The sequence below is a fragment of the Companilactobacillus bobalius genome (assembly GCF_002179915.1).
GTDB lineage: Bacteria > Bacillota > Bacilli > Lactobacillales > Lactobacillaceae > Companilactobacillus > Companilactobacillus bobalius.
Window position 1 is genome coordinate 91,124 of record NZ_MYFM01000001.1, and the last position, 20,738, is coordinate 111,861.

Annotated in this window: 26 protein-coding genes; 21 read left to right on the forward strand and 5 right to left on the reverse strand. The window is 32.8% G+C overall.

Features of this window, described 5'->3' with window-relative positions; genetic code table 11:
- Nucleotides 1-16 precede the first annotated feature (16 nt).
- On the forward strand, nt 17-322 hold the full coding sequence (locus LKACC16343_RS00450; protein ID WP_056952799.1) for a hypothetical protein: 306 nt from the start codon (nt 17-19) through the stop codon (nt 320-322).
- Nucleotides 323-366: 44 nt separating this feature from the next.
- Here LKACC16343_RS00450 and LKACC16343_RS00455 read toward each other — a convergent pair whose 3' ends face one another.
- Complete coding sequence (locus tag LKACC16343_RS00455) at nt 367-1,260, reverse strand: sensor histidine kinase (RefSeq protein ID WP_056952797.1); 894 nt, start codon at nt 1,258-1,260, stop codon at nt 367-369.
- Nucleotides 1,261-1,273: 13 nt separating this feature from the next.
- A complete protein-coding gene (locus LKACC16343_RS00460) occupies nt 1,274-1,945 on the reverse strand; it encodes a response regulator transcription factor (protein WP_056952795.1) in 672 nt (223 codons plus the stop codon).
- A 142-nt stretch (nt 1,946-2,087) separates the two neighbouring features.
- Here LKACC16343_RS00460 and LKACC16343_RS00465 point away from each other — a divergent pair, with 142 nt between their 5' ends.
- The 5 genes from LKACC16343_RS00465 to asnB all read left to right on the forward strand — a co-directional run bounded on the left by LKACC16343_RS00465 (nt 2,088) and on the right by asnB (nt 6,916).
- Nucleotides 2,088-3,014 (forward strand): ABC transporter ATP-binding protein, encoded by a 927-nt coding sequence (locus LKACC16343_RS00465; RefSeq protein ID WP_056952793.1) that lies wholly within the window; start codon nt 2,088-2,090, stop codon nt 3,012-3,014.
- Entirely contained in the window at nt 2,992-3,759 is a 768-nt protein-coding gene (locus LKACC16343_RS00470) for an ABC transporter permease (protein ID WP_082604536.1), read from the forward strand. Before LKACC16343_RS00465 ends, LKACC16343_RS00470 begins: the two co-directional genes overlap by 23 nt.
- 6 nt (nt 3,760-3,765) lie before the next feature.
- Nucleotides 3,766-4,113: a hypothetical protein gene (locus LKACC16343_RS00475; RefSeq protein WP_056952791.1), complete on the forward strand. Its 348-nt coding sequence runs from the start codon at nt 3,766-3,768 to the stop codon at nt 4,111-4,113.
- Between the two features lie 326 nt (nt 4,114-4,439).
- Nucleotides 4,440-4,967, forward strand: coding sequence for an SLAP domain-containing protein (locus tag LKACC16343_RS00480; protein WP_056952789.1), 528 nt, complete (start codon nt 4,440-4,442; stop codon nt 4,965-4,967).
- A gap of 50 nt (nt 4,968-5,017) precedes the next feature.
- Nucleotides 5,018-6,916: an asparagine synthase (glutamine-hydrolyzing) gene (gene asnB / locus LKACC16343_RS00485; RefSeq protein ID WP_056952788.1), complete on the forward strand. Its 1,899-nt coding sequence runs from the start codon at nt 5,018-5,020 to the stop codon at nt 6,914-6,916.
- A gap of 51 nt (nt 6,917-6,967) precedes the next feature.
- Here the strand turns inward: asnB and LKACC16343_RS00490 are convergent, their stop codons facing one another.
- Together LKACC16343_RS00490 and LKACC16343_RS00495 are read right to left on the reverse strand one after the other, a co-directional pair.
- Complete coding sequence (locus LKACC16343_RS00490; RefSeq protein ID WP_056952786.1) at nt 6,968-7,720, reverse strand: ABC transporter permease; 753 nt, start codon at nt 7,718-7,720, stop codon at nt 6,968-6,970.
- 2 nt (nt 7,721-7,722) lie between these two features.
- Nucleotides 7,723-8,622, reverse strand: a complete 900-nt coding sequence (locus tag LKACC16343_RS00495) for an ATP-binding cassette domain-containing protein (RefSeq protein ID WP_056952784.1) — start codon at nt 8,620-8,622, stop codon at nt 7,723-7,725.
- Between the two features lie 175 nt (nt 8,623-8,797).
- Here LKACC16343_RS00495 and LKACC16343_RS00500 point away from each other — a divergent pair, with 175 nt between their 5' ends.
- The 15 genes from LKACC16343_RS00500 to LKACC16343_RS00565 all read left to right on the forward strand — a co-directional run bounded on the left by LKACC16343_RS00500 (nt 8,798) and on the right by LKACC16343_RS00565 (nt 20,062).
- Entirely contained in the window at nt 8,798-9,214 is a 417-nt protein-coding gene (locus LKACC16343_RS00500) for a cytidine deaminase family protein (protein WP_054643679.1), read from the forward strand.
- A 9-nt stretch (nt 9,215-9,223) separates the two neighbouring features.
- Complete coding sequence (locus tag LKACC16343_RS00505; protein WP_056952782.1) at nt 9,224-9,790, forward strand: hypothetical protein; 567 nt, start codon at nt 9,224-9,226, stop codon at nt 9,788-9,790.
- A gap of 342 nt (nt 9,791-10,132) precedes the next feature.
- Nucleotides 10,133-10,570 carry a hypothetical protein gene (locus LKACC16343_RS00510; RefSeq protein WP_056952780.1) on the forward strand — a complete coding sequence of 146 codons (438 nt, stop codon included), beginning with the start codon at nt 10,133-10,135 and terminating at the stop codon, nt 10,568-10,570.
- 50 nt (nt 10,571-10,620) lie between these two features.
- Nucleotides 10,621-11,895 carry a GHKL domain-containing protein gene (locus tag LKACC16343_RS00515; RefSeq protein ID WP_056952778.1) on the forward strand — a complete coding sequence of 425 codons (1,275 nt, stop codon included), beginning with the start codon at nt 10,621-10,623 and terminating at the stop codon, nt 11,893-11,895.
- Nucleotides 11,896-11,900: 5 nt separating this feature from the next.
- Nucleotides 11,901-12,638, forward strand: a complete 738-nt coding sequence (locus tag LKACC16343_RS00520) for a LytR/AlgR family response regulator transcription factor (RefSeq protein WP_056952999.1) — start codon at nt 11,901-11,903, stop codon at nt 12,636-12,638.
- Between the two features lie 101 nt (nt 12,639-12,739).
- Nucleotides 12,740-12,862, forward strand: coding sequence for a hypothetical protein (locus LKACC16343_RS14450; protein ID WP_256970539.1), 123 nt, complete (start codon nt 12,740-12,742; stop codon nt 12,860-12,862).
- A 6-nt stretch (nt 12,863-12,868) separates the two neighbouring features.
- A complete protein-coding gene (locus tag LKACC16343_RS00525; protein WP_143444152.1) occupies nt 12,869-13,309 on the forward strand; it encodes a hypothetical protein in 441 nt (146 codons plus the stop codon).
- 200 nt (nt 13,310-13,509) lie between these two features.
- The gene (locus LKACC16343_RS00530; protein WP_056952774.1) at nt 13,510-14,274 is read left to right on the forward strand and encodes an ABC transporter ATP-binding protein; all 765 of its coding nucleotides are present in this window, start codon (nt 13,510-13,512) and stop codon (nt 14,272-14,274) included.
- Nucleotides 14,267-15,844, forward strand: a complete 1,578-nt coding sequence (locus LKACC16343_RS00535; RefSeq protein ID WP_056952772.1) for a hypothetical protein — start codon at nt 14,267-14,269, stop codon at nt 15,842-15,844. Before LKACC16343_RS00530 ends, LKACC16343_RS00535 begins: the two co-directional genes overlap by 8 nt.
- Before the next feature lie 12 nt (nt 15,845-15,856).
- Nucleotides 15,857-16,345: a P-loop NTPase family protein gene (locus LKACC16343_RS00540; RefSeq protein ID WP_056952771.1), complete on the forward strand. Its 489-nt coding sequence runs from the start codon at nt 15,857-15,859 to the stop codon at nt 16,343-16,345.
- A 99-nt stretch (nt 16,346-16,444) separates the two neighbouring features.
- Nucleotides 16,445-16,753 carry a PadR family transcriptional regulator gene (locus LKACC16343_RS00545; RefSeq protein WP_056952769.1) on the forward strand — a complete coding sequence of 103 codons (309 nt, stop codon included), beginning with the start codon at nt 16,445-16,447 and terminating at the stop codon, nt 16,751-16,753.
- A gap of 9 nt (nt 16,754-16,762) precedes the next feature.
- Nucleotides 16,763-17,407, forward strand: coding sequence for a DUF2812 domain-containing protein (locus LKACC16343_RS00550; protein ID WP_411762962.1), 645 nt, complete (start codon nt 16,763-16,765; stop codon nt 17,405-17,407).
- An 87-nt stretch (nt 17,408-17,494) separates the two neighbouring features.
- The gene (locus LKACC16343_RS00555) at nt 17,495-18,304 is read left to right on the forward strand and encodes an aldo/keto reductase (protein ID WP_056952767.1); all 810 of its coding nucleotides are present in this window, start codon (nt 17,495-17,497) and stop codon (nt 18,302-18,304) included.
- A 128-nt stretch (nt 18,305-18,432) separates the two neighbouring features.
- Nucleotides 18,433-19,254, forward strand: a complete 822-nt coding sequence (locus LKACC16343_RS00560) for a Cof-type HAD-IIB family hydrolase (RefSeq protein ID WP_056952765.1) — start codon at nt 18,433-18,435, stop codon at nt 19,252-19,254.
- Between the two features lie 85 nt (nt 19,255-19,339).
- Nucleotides 19,340-20,062, forward strand: coding sequence for a substrate-binding domain-containing protein (locus LKACC16343_RS00565; RefSeq protein WP_056952763.1), 723 nt, complete (start codon nt 19,340-19,342; stop codon nt 20,060-20,062).
- Nucleotides 20,063-20,100: 38 nt separating this feature from the next.
- Here LKACC16343_RS00565 and LKACC16343_RS00570 read toward each other — a convergent pair whose 3' ends face one another.
- The gene (locus LKACC16343_RS00570) at nt 20,101-20,664 is read right to left on the reverse strand and encodes a TetR/AcrR family transcriptional regulator (protein WP_056952761.1); all 564 of its coding nucleotides are present in this window, start codon (nt 20,662-20,664) and stop codon (nt 20,101-20,103) included.
- Nucleotides 20,665-20,738 lie beyond the last annotated feature (74 nt).

Consider the following 20,738-nt stretch of genomic DNA (forward strand, 5'->3'; position numbering starts at 1 on the left):
TGATGGAGGGAAAGCTATGTTTGCTAATTTAATAAATGAGAGCAGTCAAAAACAGTTAACCGTCAAAGTAGGCTTTTCTTGGACTGAAATGTTTTTCGGCTTTTGGACACCAGTATTTCGCTCTGATTTCAAATGGGCTGCCATCTTGGTTCTGGCGGAAATATTATTTGGTTCATTCACTTGGGGTGGTGGAGCATTTCTAGTGACACTTGTCTTTGCGTTCTTTTACAATCGTCTTTACGTGAAAGACATGGTAAATCAAGGCTACAAACCGGCTGATAAAACATCCGCTGATATATTAAAGAGTTATGGTTATATTTAAAATGACTTCATAATAAAAGCTAGGCAAATCTAATATAGAATTACCTAGTTTTTTTGTGTTTGTAAATGTTTAAAAATTAGAGTGATTTTGAAATTGTTATGATTCGTTTCCAGATTGACTCTACCGCCAAGCGTTGTAACAAGGGATTGCACAATACTCAATCCTAGACCAACACTGTGATTGGTACGAGAATTGTCAGCCGTGTAAAAACGATTGAGCAATTGATTACTATCGTGAATGTTTTCGTTGGTTTGATTTTCAAATGAAAGTTGAATGATACCATCTTCATTTTTTAAAGTAATAGCCATGTTGTTTGAGGCGTATTTCAAAATATTACCGATAAGATTTTGAAAAATACGTTTGAACATCATCTCATCACTATTCACAATAACTTTAGGGGCAATTTCTATTTGCGCGTTGATTTGTTTGGCGGTGAGTTGGTCGTAATAGTTGAACAACTCTTTTTGTAAAGTATCGGACAAATTAAATTGAGTGACATTGAGGTTTTTGCTCTTCTCTCGAATCAAATTGAAATCCATTAAGTAGTGTAGGTAGTAGTTAACTGAGTCGAGGTTGTTCTGAACTCGAACTAGATCACGTTGATTTTTTCCAGTGCTCTGTTGTGTTAATAGCTGGACGTAGCCAATTGAAACAGTTAGCGGTGTTTTGATATCATGAGTCAAATTAGTCAGCATTTGATTGAATTGTCTATTTTGAATTGCTTGGTTTTCCTTAAGTTGATGAGTCTCGTTAAGATTGAAATTACAAGCTTGAGCTAATTCTTTAATAATAGGCAAACTAGTTCCAGTTGTGACTTCACCATTAGTGCCATTTTTATTGATATAGTTTAAATCTTTAGTAATTCGTTTGATATCGTGCAAAATAAGACTAAGAACCAAAATTAGAATGAAGCAGATAATTGTTAAAAATATAATCATTAAGGAATCCTCCTCAGACCAAACGAATGCCGATGCCCCAGATAGAAACAATATAATTGTTACCAGTGGCCTCGGTTAATTTATGACGTAAATTGCTAATATGAACATTTAAAGTGTTGTCGGAACTTTCAAAGTATTCTTCATGCCAAACCATTTGAAATAGTTGACTTTTTTCATAGACTTGATGGGGATGGGCCAAGAGAATTTGTAGTAAATTGAATTCTTTTTTGGATAACACCAGTGGTTGGTTATTGGCAGTAACCTCATGAGTTTGGTCATTCAAAGTAATATTGTCATAGGATAATAAATGATTGTCGTCAGGTTGAGTCTGATTTCGTAATTGTACAGAAATACGAGCTTGCAATTCAGCAATATCAAATGGTTTAGTCAAATAATCATTAGCGCCGTCGTTAAGTAAAGCGACGGTTTTTTCTTTACTTTGAATGGCAGTCAAGACAATAATGGGAATTTGTGATTGATTACGAATGACTTTTAAAACACTTTCGCCATTGATCTGTGGCAACATTAAATCCAAAATAATCAAATCTGGTTGAACGTTTTTGAATTCATTGATGCCACTGACACCGTCAAGGGCTTTATAAATTAAATAATCATTTGAAAGAACATCGAATAGAAGCGCCTGAATATCTTCATTATCCTCAATTATTAATATTTTTGAATGCATACTTTAACCCCTAATTGTTTGTTAACTTAATTTTATCGTATAAAAAAGTTGGTTTCTTTAGAATTAATAATTAATTAAGGTTTATTTATATCTCAAATTAAGTAACGTTTTTTACTATATTAATTGAAGGGGAGGGATTGTTATGATGAAAACAATTCTATCAGTGAATAATATCAGCAAGTCATTTGGCCGTTATAAAGCCATCGACAATGTGAGTTTCAGTTTACAAAAAGGTGATATTTACGGTCTGATTGGTTCCAATGGTGCCGGAAAAACCACTATTATGCGTTTGATCACACAATTATCGCCACTCAAAGTTGGTGAAATTAAGCTATTTGATCAAAAAAATAATCAGCAAGCACTTAAACATGTGGGAGCCGTTATTGAGACTCCAGCCGCTTTTGGCAAATTGACAGTTCAAGAAAATTTGAAATTAGTTGCCATACAGCGTGGTATCAATGACTCTAAGAAGATTACAGAAATAATTAAATTCGTTGGTTTGACGGAAAAGGTTCATACGGAGGCTAAGAATTTGTCACTTGGTCAAAGACAGCGATTAGGGTTGGCAATCGCTATTTTGCCTGAGCCAGACCTACTGATATTGGACGAGCCAATCAATGGACTTGATCCATCAGGAATTATTGAATTTAGAAAATTATTAAAGAAATTAAATCAGGAAAAACAAATCACCATTTTAATTTCCAGTCATATTTTGACAGAGTTGTATCAAGTGTCGACACGATTCGGCTTTATCTATAATGGACAATTGATTAAAGAAATTACCAAAGAGGAGTTGGATAAGGCTAATCAATCTGGTCTTGTTTTGACAGTCGATGATGTTTCAAAAGCAGCACAAGTGATTGATCAAAAGTTTATGGAAAAATTCACGGTAGTTGACGATAAAAATATCTTGATCCATTCATTAGGGATTGATTCTTCTAAATTGAATCGAGAATTAGTTGAAAATGGTATCTCAGTTATCAGTTTAACTAAAGAGGAAAAATCATTAGAGGATTATTATACAAATTTGATAGGAGGGATTAAGAATGCTCAATCAATTAAGAACTGACTTCTATCGTTTGAGTCACACTTTGGGAATTTATTTAACATTACTCTTTGCTATTGGGTATTCAGCCGTTATTACTGGTAAAAATATTGTTGGTGGAATCATGGTCACGACTGATTCAATGGCAAAACTGGATTCATCAAAGCTTTGGACATTAAAAGACGGTATTAATGCCAGCACCTTATCATCAAGTCTTCTGGTATATGCTTTTATCGGTATTTTTGTAATGACAATTGGCTACGAATTTAGTCAAAAGACGTATAAAAATACATTGGTTTCAGGGATAACTCGAACACAATTTATTATTTCTAAATATTTGGTTATGTTAATAAATATTTTTGTGTTAAGCCTAGTCTACTTTTTTACTAGTATAGTTACAGGGATGTTATTATCTCGTTCTGTAGGTACGAGTTGGTCAAAATTGTTAGCAACAGTTTTTAAGACATCCTTAGTAATTGCCTTTTTCATTAGTGTGATTTTTGGTTTAGCCATTTTAGTATTACTTTTAACTTCGTCAATCGTAATTGGTTCAATTTTCATTGTGATTTGTCCAATTCTAGTAACAACAGTGCATAACATTGCTAATTGGAGTTGGTTAAAGTACTTTGATTTCTTCAGTGTTGCAATGAAGATTAGTTTAGGATTGATTCCTAATAATCAGTTGTGGAATTACATTTCAGTCAGCTTATTAGTACTTTTGGTTACCATTGTGTTGTCGGTAGTAGTGATTAGAAACAAGGAGATGTAATCTGACATGAAGAAGAAATACCTTATTGGAGTAGTGATGGTCATTGTTGTGGTAGGAATTTGGATTGTTAAAAGTCCTCACGAACTGACTACTACCCAGGTTTTGGAAAGGTTCAGTTGGGTTGTAAAACAAAATGGTGATAAAAAAGGTGTAGCAAAATTTACGAAATCAAAGATGAAATTGAAAAATGGTTTATATCAGCAAATTTACAGGTATAAAGTTAATTATGATGACGTATTAACTATTAAGAATGGTCAATATCGGGGAAGTTACGATATGAGAATGGAAGCAACAGATTATAAATTAGTTCCAAAAAAGCACGGTGTTTCATTATCATTGATTAGAAACGATTGATGAATATTACGAATAAAGGCAATCACATATTTAATATAATGTGGTTGCCTTTTTTGTATGAACAGACATATTTATTTTATTATTTTATATCTCGCAGTTATTGAACATGATATAGATTCAAATTTTGATCTTTATTGATATGACAATGAAATGCCGAAAAATTATATTTAAGTATTAATAAATATAATTAATTCTGTTGGGGATTTTTAAACTATTAAATTTCGTCAAATAAATGGGCCAAATAAACTTGAAAAAATGTCTTTCTTTATTTCGAAGTTATTGATAAATTCTAAGCATTAATGATGGAAGTGGAAGGAATAAACGTAATGGGAATTAAAAGATTTATGTCTCTAAGTCTGGCTGTAGCAGCATCATTATCAATTGTCGTGACAAACATTAATACAGTCTCAGCTGATGGTACCAGTTCTTTTATACCGTCAAAAAATAGTCAATCATCAATTACCGGATTTGCTAGTGGCGTAATGGTAAATGAAAAATCTATTCCACTATATGATGTTAATGGGAAGCAACTTCCACGTTTCTTAGGAGAAGGCACTTCGTGGCGAGTCGATATTCAAAATGCTGTTGGTGGAAATATCTATTATCGTGTGGGGAATAATGAATTTGTAAAGGGTGAACAAGTTGTTCTTTACAAGAATGATACAGGTAATATCAAGATTAGTAGTAAAACACCAGCAAGTCTTTATAACAGAAGTGGCGTTAGAATCTCACGTTCTTTAGCACCTAACACAATTTGGCATACTGATCGATTCATAACGATCAATGGAATTTCCTATGTAAGAGTAGCAACGAATGAGTATGTTCAAACGGGTGACTTTGTAGCAGTGGATTAAATTTTTGAATCTTAAAATAATATTTATTTGAATGATTAGGGAGAAAAATTATGTGCGGAATTGTTGGCTTTGTCGATGGAAAGATTGCCGATAAAAAACCAGTTTTGAATTCAATGATGGAAGCAATTAGACATCGTGGACCCAACAGTGCGGGGACACTTCAAGATAAGAATGTAGCGATTGGTTTTAGACGTTTGAGTATCATTGATGTTAATAATGGGATGCAACCAATCTACAATGAAGATAAAACAAAAGCTGTTGTTTTTAACGGTGAAATTTATAATTATGTAGAATTACGAGAAGAATTGAAATCTTTAGGACATGTTTTTAATACTTCTACAGATACAGAAGTATTGGTACATGGATTTGAAGAGTGGGGTATTGACGAGTTATTAAAGCAAATTCGTGGTATGTTTGTTTTTATCATTTATGATTTTGAATCAGGTGAGATCACTGGTGCAAGAGACTTTTTTGGAATTAAACCTTTGTACTATTACAATCATAACGGTACCTTTCTATTTGCTTCTGAAATCAAAGCATTTTTACGTCATCCTAATTTTGAAAAAGAATTCAATGAAAGATCATTGAAGCCGTTTTTAACTTTCCAATATTCAGCGACTGACGAAACTTTCTTTAAAAATGTTTATCGAATTCCTGAAGGTCACTATTTTACATTTAAGAATGGTCAATTAAAGATTGTTAAGTATTGGGATATGAAATTTTCTGAAGAGAATTTGTCGTTAGAGGATGCTGTAGATCAAATTGATCAGGCTATGCATGATTCGGTTAAAAAACATTCTGTTAGTGATGTGCCAGTGGGCTCATTATTATCTAGTGGAGTCGATTCCAGTTATGTGACAGCTATCTTTAAACCACAACATACCTATTCTATTGATTTTGATACGAATACCTATGAAGAAGGTAGCGCTGCTTCAGCGTTGGCTTCTAAATTAGGTTTGGAAAATACCAGAGGAATAGTAACTAGAGAAGAAGCTATCAAATCGATACCGTTGATTCAGTATCATATGGATGAGCCAGAAGCTAATCCATCTTGTGTTCCGTTATATTTTTTGACCAAATTGGCTAGTAAAGATGTGACAGTGATACTTTCTGGTGAGGGAGCCGATGAATTATTTGCTGGTTATGCTAACTACGGTTATCACTCACATTCCAAAGCAGTCCGAATTTTAGGAGAAAATTTAAAGAAGTTGCCAAAAGGAATAAGATACAATCTAGCACGTGGATTAAAACACGTTCCCAATTTTCAGGGTCGATTGCACTTATATGAATCAACTGCTAAGGCAGAAGAATTCTTTATTGGACAGGCCAGGGTTTTCAATGAAACTGAAGCTAAACAAATATTGAAGTCTGAGTATCAAGATTCAGAATCAGTTTCAGAAATAGTGATGAAGAGTTATCAAAAAGTTAGTCAATCTGAAGATGAAGTCAAGAAGATGCAATATCTAGATTTACATCAATTTATGACCAAAGATATCCTTTTGAAAGCCGACCGAATGAGTATGGCTAATTCAACTGAATTACGAGTACCATTCTTAGATACAGAAATGGCAGAGATAGCAGCGAAGATTCCTACTAAGCATCTGTTAAATAGTAAAGATAGTAAATATGCTTTGCGAGTAGCTGCCGAAAGAAATCTTCCTAAAGAATGGGCTAAACGAGAAAAATTAGGGTTCCCAGTTCCGATTAGAGATTGGATCAAAACAGATGATGTATATCTAGAATTTCGTAAATTGTTCTCAACTGATTTTGCTGAAAAATTCTTTGACCGGTCACTAATTATAAAAATGTTGGATGATTGTCATGAAGGAAAGAATGATGATCGTCGTAAAGTATGGACAATTTATATTTTCCTAATTTGGTACAAAGTATTTTTTATTGATGGTGGTAAGAAACCTGATGTTGATCCACAAGTACTACTTCAAGCGTAAATAAAAAGTCTAGTAAAGATGGAATTATTTTCCAAATTTACTAGACTTTTCTTATACGGATTTTTTACAAAAACTATAAATAGCTAGAATAATAAAGATTGCAACATAGATGATATAACCAATGGAAATCTGTGTTAATGATAGTTGAGTCATTTGATGAAGACCGTGACTTTGAATTTGTTCGCCAAGATTCATCATATTTAAGGGATTCCACTTGAGCCAATCGAATTTAGCAATTAATGCAAGTAACATTTGATTAAAGACGTTGATGACGAAGTAACCAATGATACCAATCATTAATGCAAGATTAGAACTATTGAGCAAAGTTCCTAATAGAATGACTAGACTCATTAAGAACAACAATGTTAGAAAGTTGTTGAGATTAGTTAGTAACCAAGTTTTCCAAATTTTATGGGTTAAATCGAGATTATTAGCAAAGATGAATTTGAATGCTAAGCTGACCAGTGAGTTACCTACAAAAAGTAAAATAGTGAAAGTTAATAATGTGATTATCTTACTAGTGATGATTTGAATGTAGGAAAATTTTCGATAGAGCAGAGAACGCAAAGTTCCAAATTGTCGTTCTTTAGTGATGACTGTACTACAGATGGCAATGATAAAAAATGTAATTAGGATAATAGCCATGTAATTGTTAAGAAAGGCGTCTTTATCGCTTAAGAATTTAGGGTACTTTTTGGAACAAAAGACGACTAGTAGTTGAAAAAGGAATAATCCGATTAAAAATATTTGCGTACTACGTTGCTTCATGAGTTTATAAGATTCTTGTCTAATTAATGTTTTCATGCTTATTTACCTTCACTATCTAAGACCTTCAAGAGTGATTCTTCGAGGTCTCCATCTTGTTGTTTAATATCGTTAATCGTGATGTTGTTGGACAACAATAGCTGTAAAAGATTGTTGATTGAAAAGTTATCGGTAATAGGAATTTCTAAAGCTGATTTATTTTCAACTTGATAATTATTTCTTAATAATAAGTCAGAAGCCATTTCATTGTTGCTGGTTTCGATTAAGTAGAATTTCTTATTAGCAGCTAAAAGATTGTCCATAGTTGTTGAAGTAACGATTTCACCATGATTGATGACAATCACATCGTCAGCGATACGTTGCAATTCACTAAGAATGTGACTGGAGATTAGGAAGGTAACACCATTCTGTTTTTCTTGGACGATTAGATCACGTAATTCTTTTGTAGCCTTAGGGTCGAGACCATTCATTGGTTCATCTAGAATGACAAACTGTGGGTTGTTTAAGAGTGCCAAACCAACGCCAAGTTTTTGTTTCATACCGAGTGAATAACCCTTAGTCTTTTGATCGGCAAAGTGATCCATTCTCAATTTATTGATAATACTGTTAACTTTTTGTTCACGATCTTTACCAGTGGAGAAGAGTCTAAGTTGTTCTCGACCGGTCAAATAAGGGTAGAGTCCTGGATATTCAATCAAGGCACCAACTGATTGTAGTGGTCGATGTTGATGTATGGAGACTTCCTTATCACTAATAGTGATTTTGCCATTGAAAGGTAAAATACCTAGGATAGCTTTCATAATAGTTGTTTTACCAGCACCGTTGGCACCAATCAAACCAATAATATGACCTTGTTGGACCGTGAAATTAATATTGTTCAATACCTTTTTGTTGCCAAATGATTTGTTTAAATCTTGGATTTTTAAAAGTGTTGTATTCAAAGAAATTCTCTCCTTTATTGTTCGCCTGTACCAGTACACTAATACAGTAAAACAATAATCACAAAATTTCAACAAGAATTAACAATTAAACTATAATTAGTTTTTAACTAATAAAATTAGCGATAGATTAAAATGGTGATATACTTATATTCATATTACTTAAAGGAGCTTTTTTATGGATATTTGGGAAAAATTATATTTAGCAGCGAAACCATTGTATAAGCCAGCCGAATTGAATGACTTTGTTTATGCAAACAATGTCGTCTGCGCTTTAGAAAGTAAATCCGGAAAAATTTATACGGGATATTGTATTGAAATGGCTTGTGGTACGATCAATCTTTGTGCAGAAAGAGTCGCTCTTTTGAACATGTTGCAAGACAGTGGCGAAATGGAAGTTAAGCGAATCATTGCGTTTAGAGATACACCACCATCAGGATTGGATGGATTACCATGTGGAACTTGCCGTGAAACTTTGATGGAATTCTCTAGCAATAATAAAGATACAGAAATTATGGTTAATTATGATAAAAGAGAAACTACTACACTAGGAGAATTGTTCCCTAATTGGTGGGGAAGCATTAAGACAAAATAGAGGCAAACAATGGGATCAAGAATTATGCATTACTCAATGGCAAAAGTATTGGCCGACAAACATGGATACAATCAAGAATTTTTATTAGGTAGTATTGCACCTGATGTTAATAAGGATTCTAAAACTCCCAAGGCATTGACACATTTTATTCACGGAAAAAGAAATATTTGTCCTGAATTATTTTTTGAAGAATATGGACCAAATCTAACACAATTTCAATTAGGATATTATTTACATTTATTGGGGGACAAATTGTGGCTAGAAACAGTCTTTAAAAAATATATTCTTAACAATAAAAGTTATCCTAAAGCAGAATTATTAGAGGAGTATTATGCTGATTTCACAGTACTAAATCATGATTTGATTCTAAGATATGGCTTGTCTGAACCAAACTTATCTTTCCCAATTGTTACCAATGTTAAAGAAATTGAAGATACTGATTTACCGCTATTAGTTGCTGAATTTAAATCAGATTTCACTGTGGCGAAGAATGAATCCTTAAAAGTATTCAATAAAAACGATATTTATCAGTATATAAACGATGGTATCAGGCTTTTTGAGTCAAAAAAGATTTGAGATAATGATGGCATTTGTGGCTTTTAAGATAAAAGCAGCTATAATTTTCATGGTTTTGTAGAATATAAACGTAGATTGATGGGAACCCCCTTACCTCCCACCAGTCGAAGAAGTGCTGAAATAAATATTTTATTTTCTCGATACATGTATTTTATAATGAACTCATTCTAATTGAATATTGTCTAGGGTGGAATCAGTAATTATGGCTTTGAATTAATGGTTCATCTAAAATACATAAATAAAACCTCTAACAACTAAACTATTCACAGTGGTATTTATTGACGCGCAACTGAAAATCTCGACCGATTGTAAAATTGGTCGAGATTTTTTTAGGAGATTATAATGAATAATAAAGTAGCAAGAATAATTTGGATCATCTGTATTTTAATAATTATGGGAGTTGTAGGAATTCCTAAGTTATATCAAAATTATCATTCAGCACCGTATTACAATTCCACTAATAAAACGATAATATTAGAGAATGAAAAAATTCATCGACTCAATAAATATCAAAAAAGACAATTTACAAAGATAGCAAAAAAGGCCATCAATGAAAAAGATGAACCTTTTAATTGGCAAAATTGTCGCATTAATTTACGAAATGTGTGTAAATTAAGTAATAAGCATGAATATAAAATAATTGTAGAAATTCGATCTACGCTTAATGTTAAAATTGTTAATTCGATGATCATTAAGTTAAATAACCGTGATCTAATTAATCCATATGATTTCTCAGTTAAAGAATATTCATCGGGCTCGCCAGGAATAGGAAAAGTATGAAGAAATGAAACTGTGTTGGGATTTTTATAAGATAAAATGAGGAGATTTTTATGGCAATACTTTTTATTCAATTACTTTTGTTTTTTTTGAATACTAAGGTGCTTATTAAGGATTTACGTTTTAAGAGAGTAGATTTATTTTACTTATTTGTTAATATACCCGTAATGTTTGTTTTGGCCGAGTATGGCCAATTGGCTACAATAATTGGAATGATGGGAACACTTTTGACATACTTGTTATTGTTAACAAAAAGTTTTAAGATTTCTATCGCCATTGCTGCAATAGATTACAGTATTGGAGTTTTATTAGATCATGTAATTGATATTATTTTTCGAATAATGAAATTAGGAAACTATAGTTGGTTTTATAACTCTTCAATATTAATTTGGGGAATAGTTTTGGCTGTAGGATTATATTATTTTCTACAAAGTGACCTAGAAAATAATTTGCAGAAAGATTATCAATTTTCTAGTACAGAAATAATTTTTACATCTATTATGCTGGTTGTAACAATGAGCTTAATTACTGTCACAGAAGCAATGAACGGTAACAAATTACAAAATGTTATTTATAATTTTGTAATTGTTTTACTCTTTGTTATTACTTTTATTGTTGTTCACATAGCTCGAACTAAAACGATAAATAAGGATTTGCAGTTGCGTGAACAAAAAGTTCGGAATGAGAGTACTAACCGATATCTTATTCAAATAGAACAACATTATAATGAATTGCGAAAATTTAGACATGAATATCAAAATACTTTATTATCTTTAGAGGAGTATTTAAGAACTGACGATTTTGAAGGATTAAAAAAATATTACAATAATTCTATTAAACCTATCTCAGTGGATTTGAATCAAGAAAAGTATAAGTTTGAGGATCTTAGTCGCATCGATAATAAGGAGATTAAAAGTATTGTTTTTAACAAGCTCTATGCTGCACAATTAGATGGTATTAAGGTATCATTTGAAGCTAAGGATGAGATTAAGAGTTTTCAAATGGATTCACTAGATTTAGCTTTAGCATTGGGAATTATCTTGGATAATGCGATTGAGGAAACGAGAGATCAAGAACATGGGACAATTCAAGTTGGCTTTATTAAAGAAGTTGCAGCGATTATAATCATTGTTCAGAATTCACTTATAAAAAATAATATTCCCGTTTGGAAAATGAAAGAAAGAGGCTTTTCTTCTAAAGGTTCTAATCGTGGGTTCGGTTTGAAAAATCTAAGCGAAATAATCAATCGGAACAACCGAGCAACACTAGAAACAATGAAATTGAATAATTATTTTTTGCAAAAGATAACGATTAATACGAAGGGATGATGCCAGTGATTGATATCTATGTCTGTGAAGACGATCCAAAACAATTGAGTCAAGTCGTTGAATATATTAAGAATTATCTTCTAATAGAGGATCTTGATATGAGAGTTAGAATCGCGACAGATGATCCTAATGAAATCTTGGATTATTTAAATAATAATGAGATTGATAAAGGATTGTATTTCATTGATATCGACTTAGGTGAGAATAAAATCAACGGCATTGAATTAGCTGCAGAAATTAGAAAAATCGATTTTGAAGGTAAAATTGTCTTTATCACGAATCATTCAGAAATGGTATTTTTAACCTTTAAGTATCAAATTGAAGCATTGGACTTTATTCTAAAAGATTATCCAGAAAAAATTCAAGGTCGAATTATTGAGGATATTGATCTTTGCAATAGGCAATTTGAAGAAAGTGCTTCAGATAGTGAGGAATACTATCAAATTAAAACCGGTGAACTAGTTCGATCAATTAAAGTCAGTGATATTTTGTTCTTTGAAAGTTCGCCTGTACCACATAAAGTAATTGTTCACTTGAAAGATGGACAATTTGAATTTTACAGTACGATTAAAAGAATTGAAGATGAGAATGAGTCCTTCTTTAGATGTCATAAATCTTATGTGGTTAACGTTGATAATGTTGAATCAGTCAATAAACATACACGTGAGGCTACCATGATAGACGGTGAAAAGGTTCTCTGTTCGGTGTTAGGCACCAGAACTCTAGTTAAATTAAAAAAATAAAACTTCAGTTGATCTTTTTTGATCAACTGAAGTTTTTTTATAAATTTACAGTAAACGCTTACTCGAAAGAACTATACTTAGTTTAAAAGGGGATGATGGTTTTGGAAGTTAGTTTTGGTAAGAAAATTAATTACGTACCATTACTGAGTTGTTTAGCATCAAGTATCATTATCGGCTATGCAATTTTTTTGATGTTCAATAATGTATCAATCAGTCTTCTGTAGGGAATTTTGTCTTTAGTAGTGATGATCATGATTTGTACTCTGAACTTAACTAAGAATTATGGATATTGGGAAGTTGATAAACAAAGTATTAGATACAGTGATCTCTCTAGCACCGGGCAAAAAGTAAAGGCAATACTCGTACCCAAGAAGACTAAAGAAAGTCTTATTAATTACTCTGAAATTGAAGCCGTTAAATTAGTGGCAACAGCAGGAATTAAGGCACCATCAATGGTAAAGGAAAGTGGTGCTCTTTTTGCTTATAGTCCGGATACTGTTTTGGACCGTTTCCCATCTGACTATTATCTGACAGTAAAACTAAAGAATGGATATGAAATTAATCTAGATTTATCCAGTTCTGTTTCCGATACGTCCGATATTGCGGAAATGATTGAAATAGTTGAAAAAGAAACTCACCAAGATGTTGCACTAGTGAGACAAGAGAACTAAATAGAAATCATAGAACGATTTAATTGTCCTATGATTTTTTGTTAATTGTATTGGATGAATAATGCAATACAGGAAAAGATAATTCTTGTCAATTTATATTGATAAATTTTTCAAAGAATAAATTACTAATTGTCTATATTGAAAAAACGGGAATTGTTATACTTATTGAATCAAGAGATTACTCGACGGGAGATTAATTAATGATTGAAATTGAGGATTTAAGTAAAAATTATGGAGATAAGAAGGCTTTGCAGCATTTGAATCTCAAAATTAAATCAGGAGAAATTTTTGGATTTCTAGGTCACAATGGTGCTGGTAAATCGACCACAATCAAAAATTTAGTCAGCATTATTGAACCAACTAGTGGTTCTATCAAAGTTGACGGTCTAGATTTACAAGAGCATCGTCAAGAAATCAAAGAGAAAATTGCCTATGTTCCTGATACCCCGGATATTTTCTTGCAACTAACAGCAGCGGAATATTGGGACCTTTTAACGTCAGCTTATAATTTGTCGGTAGCTGATGTACAACAGAGACGCCAAGAATTAGTAACTTTATTTAATATGTCTGAGCACGTTGATGAAACACTGGCTAGTTTTTCTCACGGTATGCGTCAAAAGACAATTATAATTGGAGCTTTGTTGCCTGATCCGGATGTTTGGATTCTAGATGAACCAATGCAAGGATTAGACCCTCAGGCAGCTTATGATTTAAAGCAATTGATGAAAAAACATGCGGCTAAAGGTAAAACAGTTATCTTTTCAACTCATAATTTAGATACAGCTCAACAATTGTGTGATGAGTTAGCAATTCTGAAAAAAGGTGTTTTGATCTATAACGGTTCAGTACAAAATCTTTTGGATCAGAATAACGATGAGTCACTTGAAGAAATCTACTTGAAAATGGCAGGTCGCCAAAATGGTGATGGCTTAGTTGATGATATTGAAGGTGATTCCCATGAATAAGGATCAATTCAAGAATCTGTTGGCTGTTAACTTGAGACTATTGAATCCTCAAGTAACCGACCGTTTGCGTAGGAAAGGTAAGAGTGGTGTTGAGTTAACAAATAAATTGAAGATGCAATTTTTGCTTAATGGACTGATATTTTTCCTTATTTACGGAACGGTAATGTTACCAATTAATTTAGTTGAATATCCTGATATGTTCACTTATTATGTCGTTTTATTTGTTCTGCTAGCTATTTCTCAAAGTATTTCCGGTATATACAGTGTTTTCTTTGCTGGTAAAGACTTAAACAATTATTTGCCATTACCTTTTAAACAAAAAGAGATCTTTCTCAGCAAGGTGACCGTAGTTGCCATGAATGTTATACCGTTTGTTTTTCCATTATTCATAGCCTTTTTTTCAACGGCATGGCATGCTGGAGTTATGATTCCAATAGCACTTTTGTTATCCGTAATAGCTTTTTGTATTATTTTGACAATAATTTTGTTTGCTTGTGCGATTATTGTCTTTGCCTTAACTAAAACTAAGATCTTCCGTAAACATCAAAAAATGGTTATGAACGGTTTAATGGCTGTTACTTTAGTAATTGCTATGGCCGGAATCCTTTTGGTGAATAATAGTGATTACATGGCAGGGAAGCATCAAGCTATCAATCCAATCATATTGCCACTTTTCAAAACTTTTGTAGAACCAATGTCAGTAATAAGCCTGTTGAACTGGGCGGGATTGATCATTGTGTTGCTGATTCTAGGTTTTATTTTGAAACGTTCTATCTTACCTCATTTAGGTAGTCAATTGACAAGTATTAATTCACAGATGTTGTCTGCTTCTGGTAAACGTAAGCACGTTGAGCGAAAGAATCTTAATGCTATTTTGGATGCTTATAATCGTCAAGTATTGAAAGAATCAAATATGTTATTACAGGTACTTGTTAATTCAGTTGCACTACCTTTGATTTTTATTATCAGTTTTGCATTCACACAAATCCCTAATGATTTACCTTTGAAATGGGTGGGAGTTTTCTTCGTTGGTGGATTAGCTTTTAGTGCTTTTACAACTAATTCGACGACAGTGGTTGCTAATATAATTTCTTTAGATCGAGGTAGCTTAGAATTTGTCAGTTCATTGCCAATATCAATGAAACAGTATTTAAAACGTAAATTTCTTTTAGGGTTTATTTTCCAAATAATAATTAATCTGGCATTGATCATAGTGATGATTATTGTGTGGAAATTGAATCTTTATTTGTCCTTATCTATGATTCTCAGTACTATTTGGGGAACTTATTTGGTAAGTTTGTACTATTTTAGTCGTGATTATCGTTTGCGTATAACAAATTGGACTAATGTTACAGAGTTATTTAATCGTGGTGGCGGAAATATGGCAATTGTTTTGAAGATGTTAATCGTCATGATTCTTAGTGTTGGTATCATAATACTTTATAGTTTTTTAATCGGTACTGGTAAACCGACATTTATAGTTAATGGGACAGCGGCCCTTCTAATAATTGCTTTATCATTTATAGTGGTAGAGCATTATCGTCAGAAATTTTGGCAAAAATTTGAATAGGAAGTAAAACTAATGTTGAGAGCAATCGTCATTGGTAGTCCGGGTGCTGGTAAGAGTACTTTTGCAAGAAAATTACGTGATAGAATTGGATTGCCATTATATTATTTAGATATGTTGTGGCATAAGTCAGATCAAACAACGCATACTAAAGTTGAATTTGATGCGACTTTGCGACAGATTCTACAAAAGGATAGTTGGATTATTGATGGAAATTATCAACGTACGATTGAAGAGCGTTTAAAATATTGCGATACCGTTTTTCTTTTGGATTATCCAGTTGACGTTTGTTTGGCTGGGGCCGAATCTCGTGTTGGTAAAACTCGTGAGGATTTGCCTTGGACAGAGACTAGTTTTGATCCTGAATTCAAGCAATTTATTGAAAATTTTGCTCAAGATGAATTGCCACAAATTTATACGTCAATCAATAAGTATAAAGATAAGGTAAACGTGGTTATTTTTAAGTCACGTGCCGAAGCCAATAATTATTTAGACCACATTTGAAAAAATGTGGTTTTTTGTTGCCATAAATCGAATATACAGTTACACTGTATATAGCTTAAAAATATAAAGCTGAACTGTATATTAAAAGGAGCTTCTCCTATGAGAAATAAAAACTTACCCTTAACTGAAACAGTTTATTACATTCTCTTAGTCTTGAATCAACCACTGCATGGATATGGGGCAATTCAAGAGATTGATCGACTGAGTAATGGGGATGTCAAAATAGCTGCCGGAACTATGTATGGAGCCATTGAGAATTTGTTAAAACTACGATGGATTAAAGAAGTTCCTAGTCAGGACAAACGTCGTCGGGTCTATCAAATAACTGAAGATGGCAAGAATATTTTGGAATTGGAAACACAAAGAATGCAACAACTGGTTAAAGTAGCAAATAAATTTGGATATTAGAGGTCAATTATGATGAAAAGATTTAAATTATTTCTATCTTTAAATACAGAAGAAAAATGGATTAATTTAGTTCAGGAGACAGGCTATCGTTTAGTTAAGGTCAATCCCTTTTTACACATTTATACATTTGAAAAGTTAAATTCAAAAGCTGATTTTAATCCGTATACGCGTATCGACTTTCACAATGAAAATATGAGCACCGGTAAGTATTTAGATTACGTAACAATGTTTTCAGATAGTGGCTGGAAGTTGGTGTATGGAAGTCGTCATGGTGGGGCACAGTATTTTCAACAAAAGGATGCTCAATCACCGAGAGATATTTTTTCAGATTCAGAATCTAAAAATTTGCCCCGAAAACGATTCACAAATTTTGCGATAACTTATGCAATTTTATTTTTCACTGATTTTTTTGTTCTTATACAAGCAGGATATTTCAATTGGAAAAATCTATTTGACTTCAAAAGCTGGTATTTGACACCAGGTTTGTGGAATATGCAAGGAAGCGTATTTTGGAGAGCCTTTTTATTTGAGACGCCATTTGCTTTGTTACGATCTGTCTTTTTCTTATTCTTTTTGGCTATGGGCATCTATTACATTTTAAAAGCTATCGTAAATGGTAATGATGTTAGAGACAGTGCAGTTAATAATAAGTAAATTGATGTAAAAATATGAATGGATAAGTTAGTATCTTTGAAAAAGCGTATATAAGTGTAGTTTAATTAAAGGTAGGAGGAATTTAATATGCAATTTAAAACATTAAGTAATGGAGTTTCTATCCCTATGTTAGGATTCGGAACTTATCGTATTGATAATGCTGATATTCCAGCTGCTATCCAAGGTGCTTTGGATGCTGGTTACCGTCATTTTGACTGTGCTCATATTTACGGCAATGAAGCTGCTATTAGTAAAGCCTTTAAGGATGCTGGCGTTAAGAGAGAGGATCTTTTCATCACATCAAAGGTTTGGAATGCTGATCAAGGCTATGACAAGACATTGGCTGCTTTTGAACAAACACTTAAAGACTTGCAAATGGATTATCTAGATCTTTACTTGATTCACTGGCCAAATGAAGAGGACTTCAATTTGACATTGGATACTTGGAAAGCTTTGGAAACACTGTATGATCAAGGTAAAGTTAAAGCTATCGGTGTATCAAACTTCTCTGAGAAACAACTTAAAGAAGTCTTTGCAATGGCAAAAGTTAAACCTATGGTTAACCAAATTGAACGTCACCCTTACAAGACACAAGTTGAATTGGGTAAATTTGACGAAGACAATGATATTGTTAACGAAGGTTACTCACCAATTGGACATGGTCACTTTATTCTTGAAGATCCAACAATCAATAAGATTGCTAAGGCGCACAATAAGACAGCTGCTCAAGTTGTTTTACGTTGGCACATTGATACTGGCTATGTTATTTTCCCTAAGTCATCAAAGGTTAGTCGTGTAAAGGAAAACTTTGACATCTTTGATTTTGAACTTACAGCTGATGAAATTAAGGCTATCAATGGTTTAAATAAAGATGAACATCTTAACTACGATAACTAAAACAAAAAAATATCTAAATTAATAAAGCCCTCAAACGTTATACGGATTGAAAAATTTGTAAATCGTTTGAGGGTTATTTAATTTGTGATATCATGGAAAGATGATTTTTACAGTAAGGTAGAGAAATTATGGCAATCAAATTAGTAGCATTCGATATGGATGGAACCTTTTTAAACGATAAGAATACGTATAATCATCAACGTTTCAGTGAAATATTGGAGCAGTTACGTGCCAAAGATATTCGGGTAGTAGCTGCCAGTGGTTCGCAATATCAACGTCTGCAGGATCAGTTTGCGGAGTTTAAAGATGAAATGGATTTTGTTTCCCAAAATGGAGCAGCCGTTTATAGTAACAATCAACCACTTTTAATTCGTGCTATGCCAGAAGAGGCAGTAACGGCTACTTTGAATGTCATTAATCAGCAATTTGATAAGAAGGATATCGTTGAACACTTAGTAGTTGGTGTGAAATCTGCTTATGTAGATCAGTCAATTTCTCAACCAATTTACGATTTAACGTATCATTACTATAATCATTTAAAGCGAGTTACTGATTTGGCAACAGTGACACCACAACGCTTGCAAGATCAAATCACTAGTATCGGTATAACTTTCGATGAACATGTAGATTTTGATGTTGCAATGAATAATCTTCGTCAATCATTACCAGCAGAATTATCGAGTCAAACGTCTGGTTATAATACTGAACTAATTAGTGAGAGTACAGTTAATAAAGCGGCCGGTTTGCACGAATTACAAGAAAAATATGATATTGCTGATGATGAAATTATGACTTTTGGTGATAATGAAAACGATTTGGCAATGTTGAAATTGACACCTTATGGTTATGCGATGGATAATGCCGTTGACTCAGTTAAAGCTCAAGTCACTCATTTTACGGATTCCAATAATGACGAAGGTGTTCTGAATATCTTAAATAAATTGATATAATATCTTCGTTAACTTTTTATAAAGAAATCGAGCTACTCTATCCTTGTAGAACATGAGATAATATCGCCCAAGGATGGATGATAAAATGAAAAAAATACTGATTGCTTTAATAGCTTTAATATTTGTTTTACCTTTAGCTGCATGTGGTAATACGTCTGAAGACGCTGCTATAAAAGAAAATGCCAGTAAATGGCACAAGACGATTTCTGATTTAGAAGTCGTTAAAACTGACAAGATTGGGAATAACCGTGGCTACATTGCCCAAACAATGAAACAATTGAAAAAAGTTAACAAGTCAGTTATTCAAGGAACGGTTTACGATATGTCCAAAATGGATAATCTTGATAATGGTGCCTACACTAAGGTAACAGTTTACGTTGATAAAGTGATCAGTGGTAAGAAGTCACTTCAAGGTAAGAAAATTGTGTTAGTGATGAATGGTGGAATTACTACAACTAACAGATGGTACAAGAATCAAAATCAAACTCGAGAAGCAAATCATGATATTCTGGTTCAATATAACGAGGCACCACTTCCTAAAGTTGGTTCCAAAATAATTGGTGGAATCAAGCCGATTGGAAAAACTGAACCAACGGTTTATATGAAGACCATCAAGAAGAACAATTTGGCGAACACAAATACCTATGATTTAGATATGCCAGCATTTAATTTTTGGATTAAGGATTCTAAGGATAAGCAATACCACTTGAATAATCCGAAAGCTACCAAGGAATTAAAGGCTAATCCCGAAATGGCTAAAAGTATTAAGAATTTAACTGATGAATTGAATCAGAAATATAATAATTAGAATTAAGTAAAAAGAGTGGCTAATATAGCCACTCTTTTTTAGACCAAATTTTTAATGATTTCAATCGTTTGTTCAGCCATGGCTTCAGGTGTTTCCTTACATCCAGTAGCAATCCAATAAATAATGACATTTAGAAATCCATAGAAGGCAAAGTGAATACCAATTTGTTTTTGAAGTGGTGTCTGCCATTGTCTCCAAGTACGAATATTGTCCTGAATTCCTTCAGCAAATTGGCGAGTCAGTTTATCGGATAGATAACCAGTTAAATGAGCGCCTACCATAATGCTGATATAGTCGTGGTTGTTGCCGAAATATTGAAAACAATAAACTAATAAACCATGCAGATCAGTAATATTTTTTTGATTAAACTTTTCTTTATAGTCCAACATAATATCGGTAATCGCATCATCAAGGACCTCTTTCTTAGATGAATAATTACGATAAAAGGTTGGTCGAGATATTTTAGCGGTTAAAACAATCTGTTTGACAGTTATGTCGTCAAATGAATATTCTTTCAACAATTGCATGAGTGCATCTTTGATCCAGATTCTGGTTTGTAATTGCATACGTGTTACATTTTTACCATTTGTGTCTCTAGTCATAACATTAACTTCCAATCCATTAAAATCAGGCGATTTAAATATATTTACAAGCTGAAATGTTTAATAATGTTCTT

Excerpts from the sequence above, each read along its gene's own strand:
- LKACC16343_RS00480 (WP_056952789.1), top strand. The coding sequence starts at position 4,440 with ATGGGAATTAAAAGATTTATGTCTCTAAGTCTGGCTGTAGCAGCATCA.
- LKACC16343_RS00455 (WP_056952797.1), bottom strand. The coding sequence starts at position 1,260 with ATGATTATATTTTTAACAATTATCTGCTTCATTCTAATTTTGGTTCTT.
- LKACC16343_RS00470 (WP_082604536.1), top strand. The coding sequence starts at position 2,992 with ATGCTCAATCAATTAAGAACTGACTTCTATCGTTTGAGTCACACTTTG.
- LKACC16343_RS00450 (WP_056952799.1), top strand. The coding sequence starts at position 17 with ATGTTTGCTAATTTAATAAATGAGAGCAGTCAAAAACAGTTAACCGTC.
- LKACC16343_RS00475 (WP_056952791.1), top strand. The coding sequence starts at position 3,766 with ATGAAGAAGAAATACCTTATTGGAGTAGTGATGGTCATTGTTGTGGTA.
- LKACC16343_RS00550 (WP_411762962.1), top strand. The coding sequence starts at position 16,763 with ATGATGAAAAGATTTAAATTATTTCTATCTTTAAATACAGAAGAAAAA.
- LKACC16343_RS00540 (WP_056952771.1), top strand. The coding sequence starts at position 15,857 with ATGTTGAGAGCAATCGTCATTGGTAGTCCGGGTGCTGGTAAGAGTACT.
- LKACC16343_RS00545 (WP_056952769.1), top strand. The coding sequence starts at position 16,445 with ATGAGAAATAAAAACTTACCCTTAACTGAAACAGTTTATTACATTCTC.
- LKACC16343_RS00490 (WP_056952786.1), bottom strand. The coding sequence starts at position 7,720 with ATGAAAACATTAATTAGACAAGAATCTTATAAACTCATGAAGCAACGT.
- LKACC16343_RS00510 (WP_056952780.1), top strand. The coding sequence starts at position 10,133 with ATGAATAATAAAGTAGCAAGAATAATTTGGATCATCTGTATTTTAATA.
- LKACC16343_RS00560 (WP_056952765.1), top strand. The coding sequence starts at position 18,433 with ATGGCAATCAAATTAGTAGCATTCGATATGGATGGAACCTTTTTAAAC.
- LKACC16343_RS00515 (WP_056952778.1), top strand. The coding sequence starts at position 10,621 with ATGGCAATACTTTTTATTCAATTACTTTTGTTTTTTTTGAATACTAAG.
- LKACC16343_RS00530 (WP_056952774.1), top strand. The coding sequence starts at position 13,510 with ATGATTGAAATTGAGGATTTAAGTAAAAATTATGGAGATAAGAAGGCT.
- LKACC16343_RS00505 (WP_056952782.1), top strand. The coding sequence starts at position 9,224 with ATGGGATCAAGAATTATGCATTACTCAATGGCAAAAGTATTGGCCGAC.
- asnB (WP_056952788.1), top strand. The coding sequence starts at position 5,018 with ATGTGCGGAATTGTTGGCTTTGTCGATGGAAAGATTGCCGATAAAAAA.
- LKACC16343_RS00500 (WP_054643679.1), top strand. The coding sequence starts at position 8,798 with ATGGATATTTGGGAAAAATTATATTTAGCAGCGAAACCATTGTATAAG.
- LKACC16343_RS00565 (WP_056952763.1), top strand. The coding sequence starts at position 19,340 with ATGAAAAAAATACTGATTGCTTTAATAGCTTTAATATTTGTTTTACCT.
- LKACC16343_RS00555 (WP_056952767.1), top strand. The coding sequence starts at position 17,495 with ATGCAATTTAAAACATTAAGTAATGGAGTTTCTATCCCTATGTTAGGA.
- LKACC16343_RS00570 (WP_056952761.1), bottom strand. The coding sequence starts at position 20,664 with ATGACTAGAGACACAAATGGTAAAAATGTAACACGTATGCAATTACAA.
- LKACC16343_RS00535 (WP_056952772.1), top strand. The coding sequence starts at position 14,267 with ATGAATAAGGATCAATTCAAGAATCTGTTGGCTGTTAACTTGAGACTA.
- LKACC16343_RS00460 (WP_056952795.1), bottom strand. The coding sequence starts at position 1,945 with ATGCATTCAAAAATATTAATAATTGAGGATAATGAAGATATTCAGGCG.
- LKACC16343_RS00465 (WP_056952793.1), top strand. The coding sequence starts at position 2,088 with ATGATGAAAACAATTCTATCAGTGAATAATATCAGCAAGTCATTTGGC.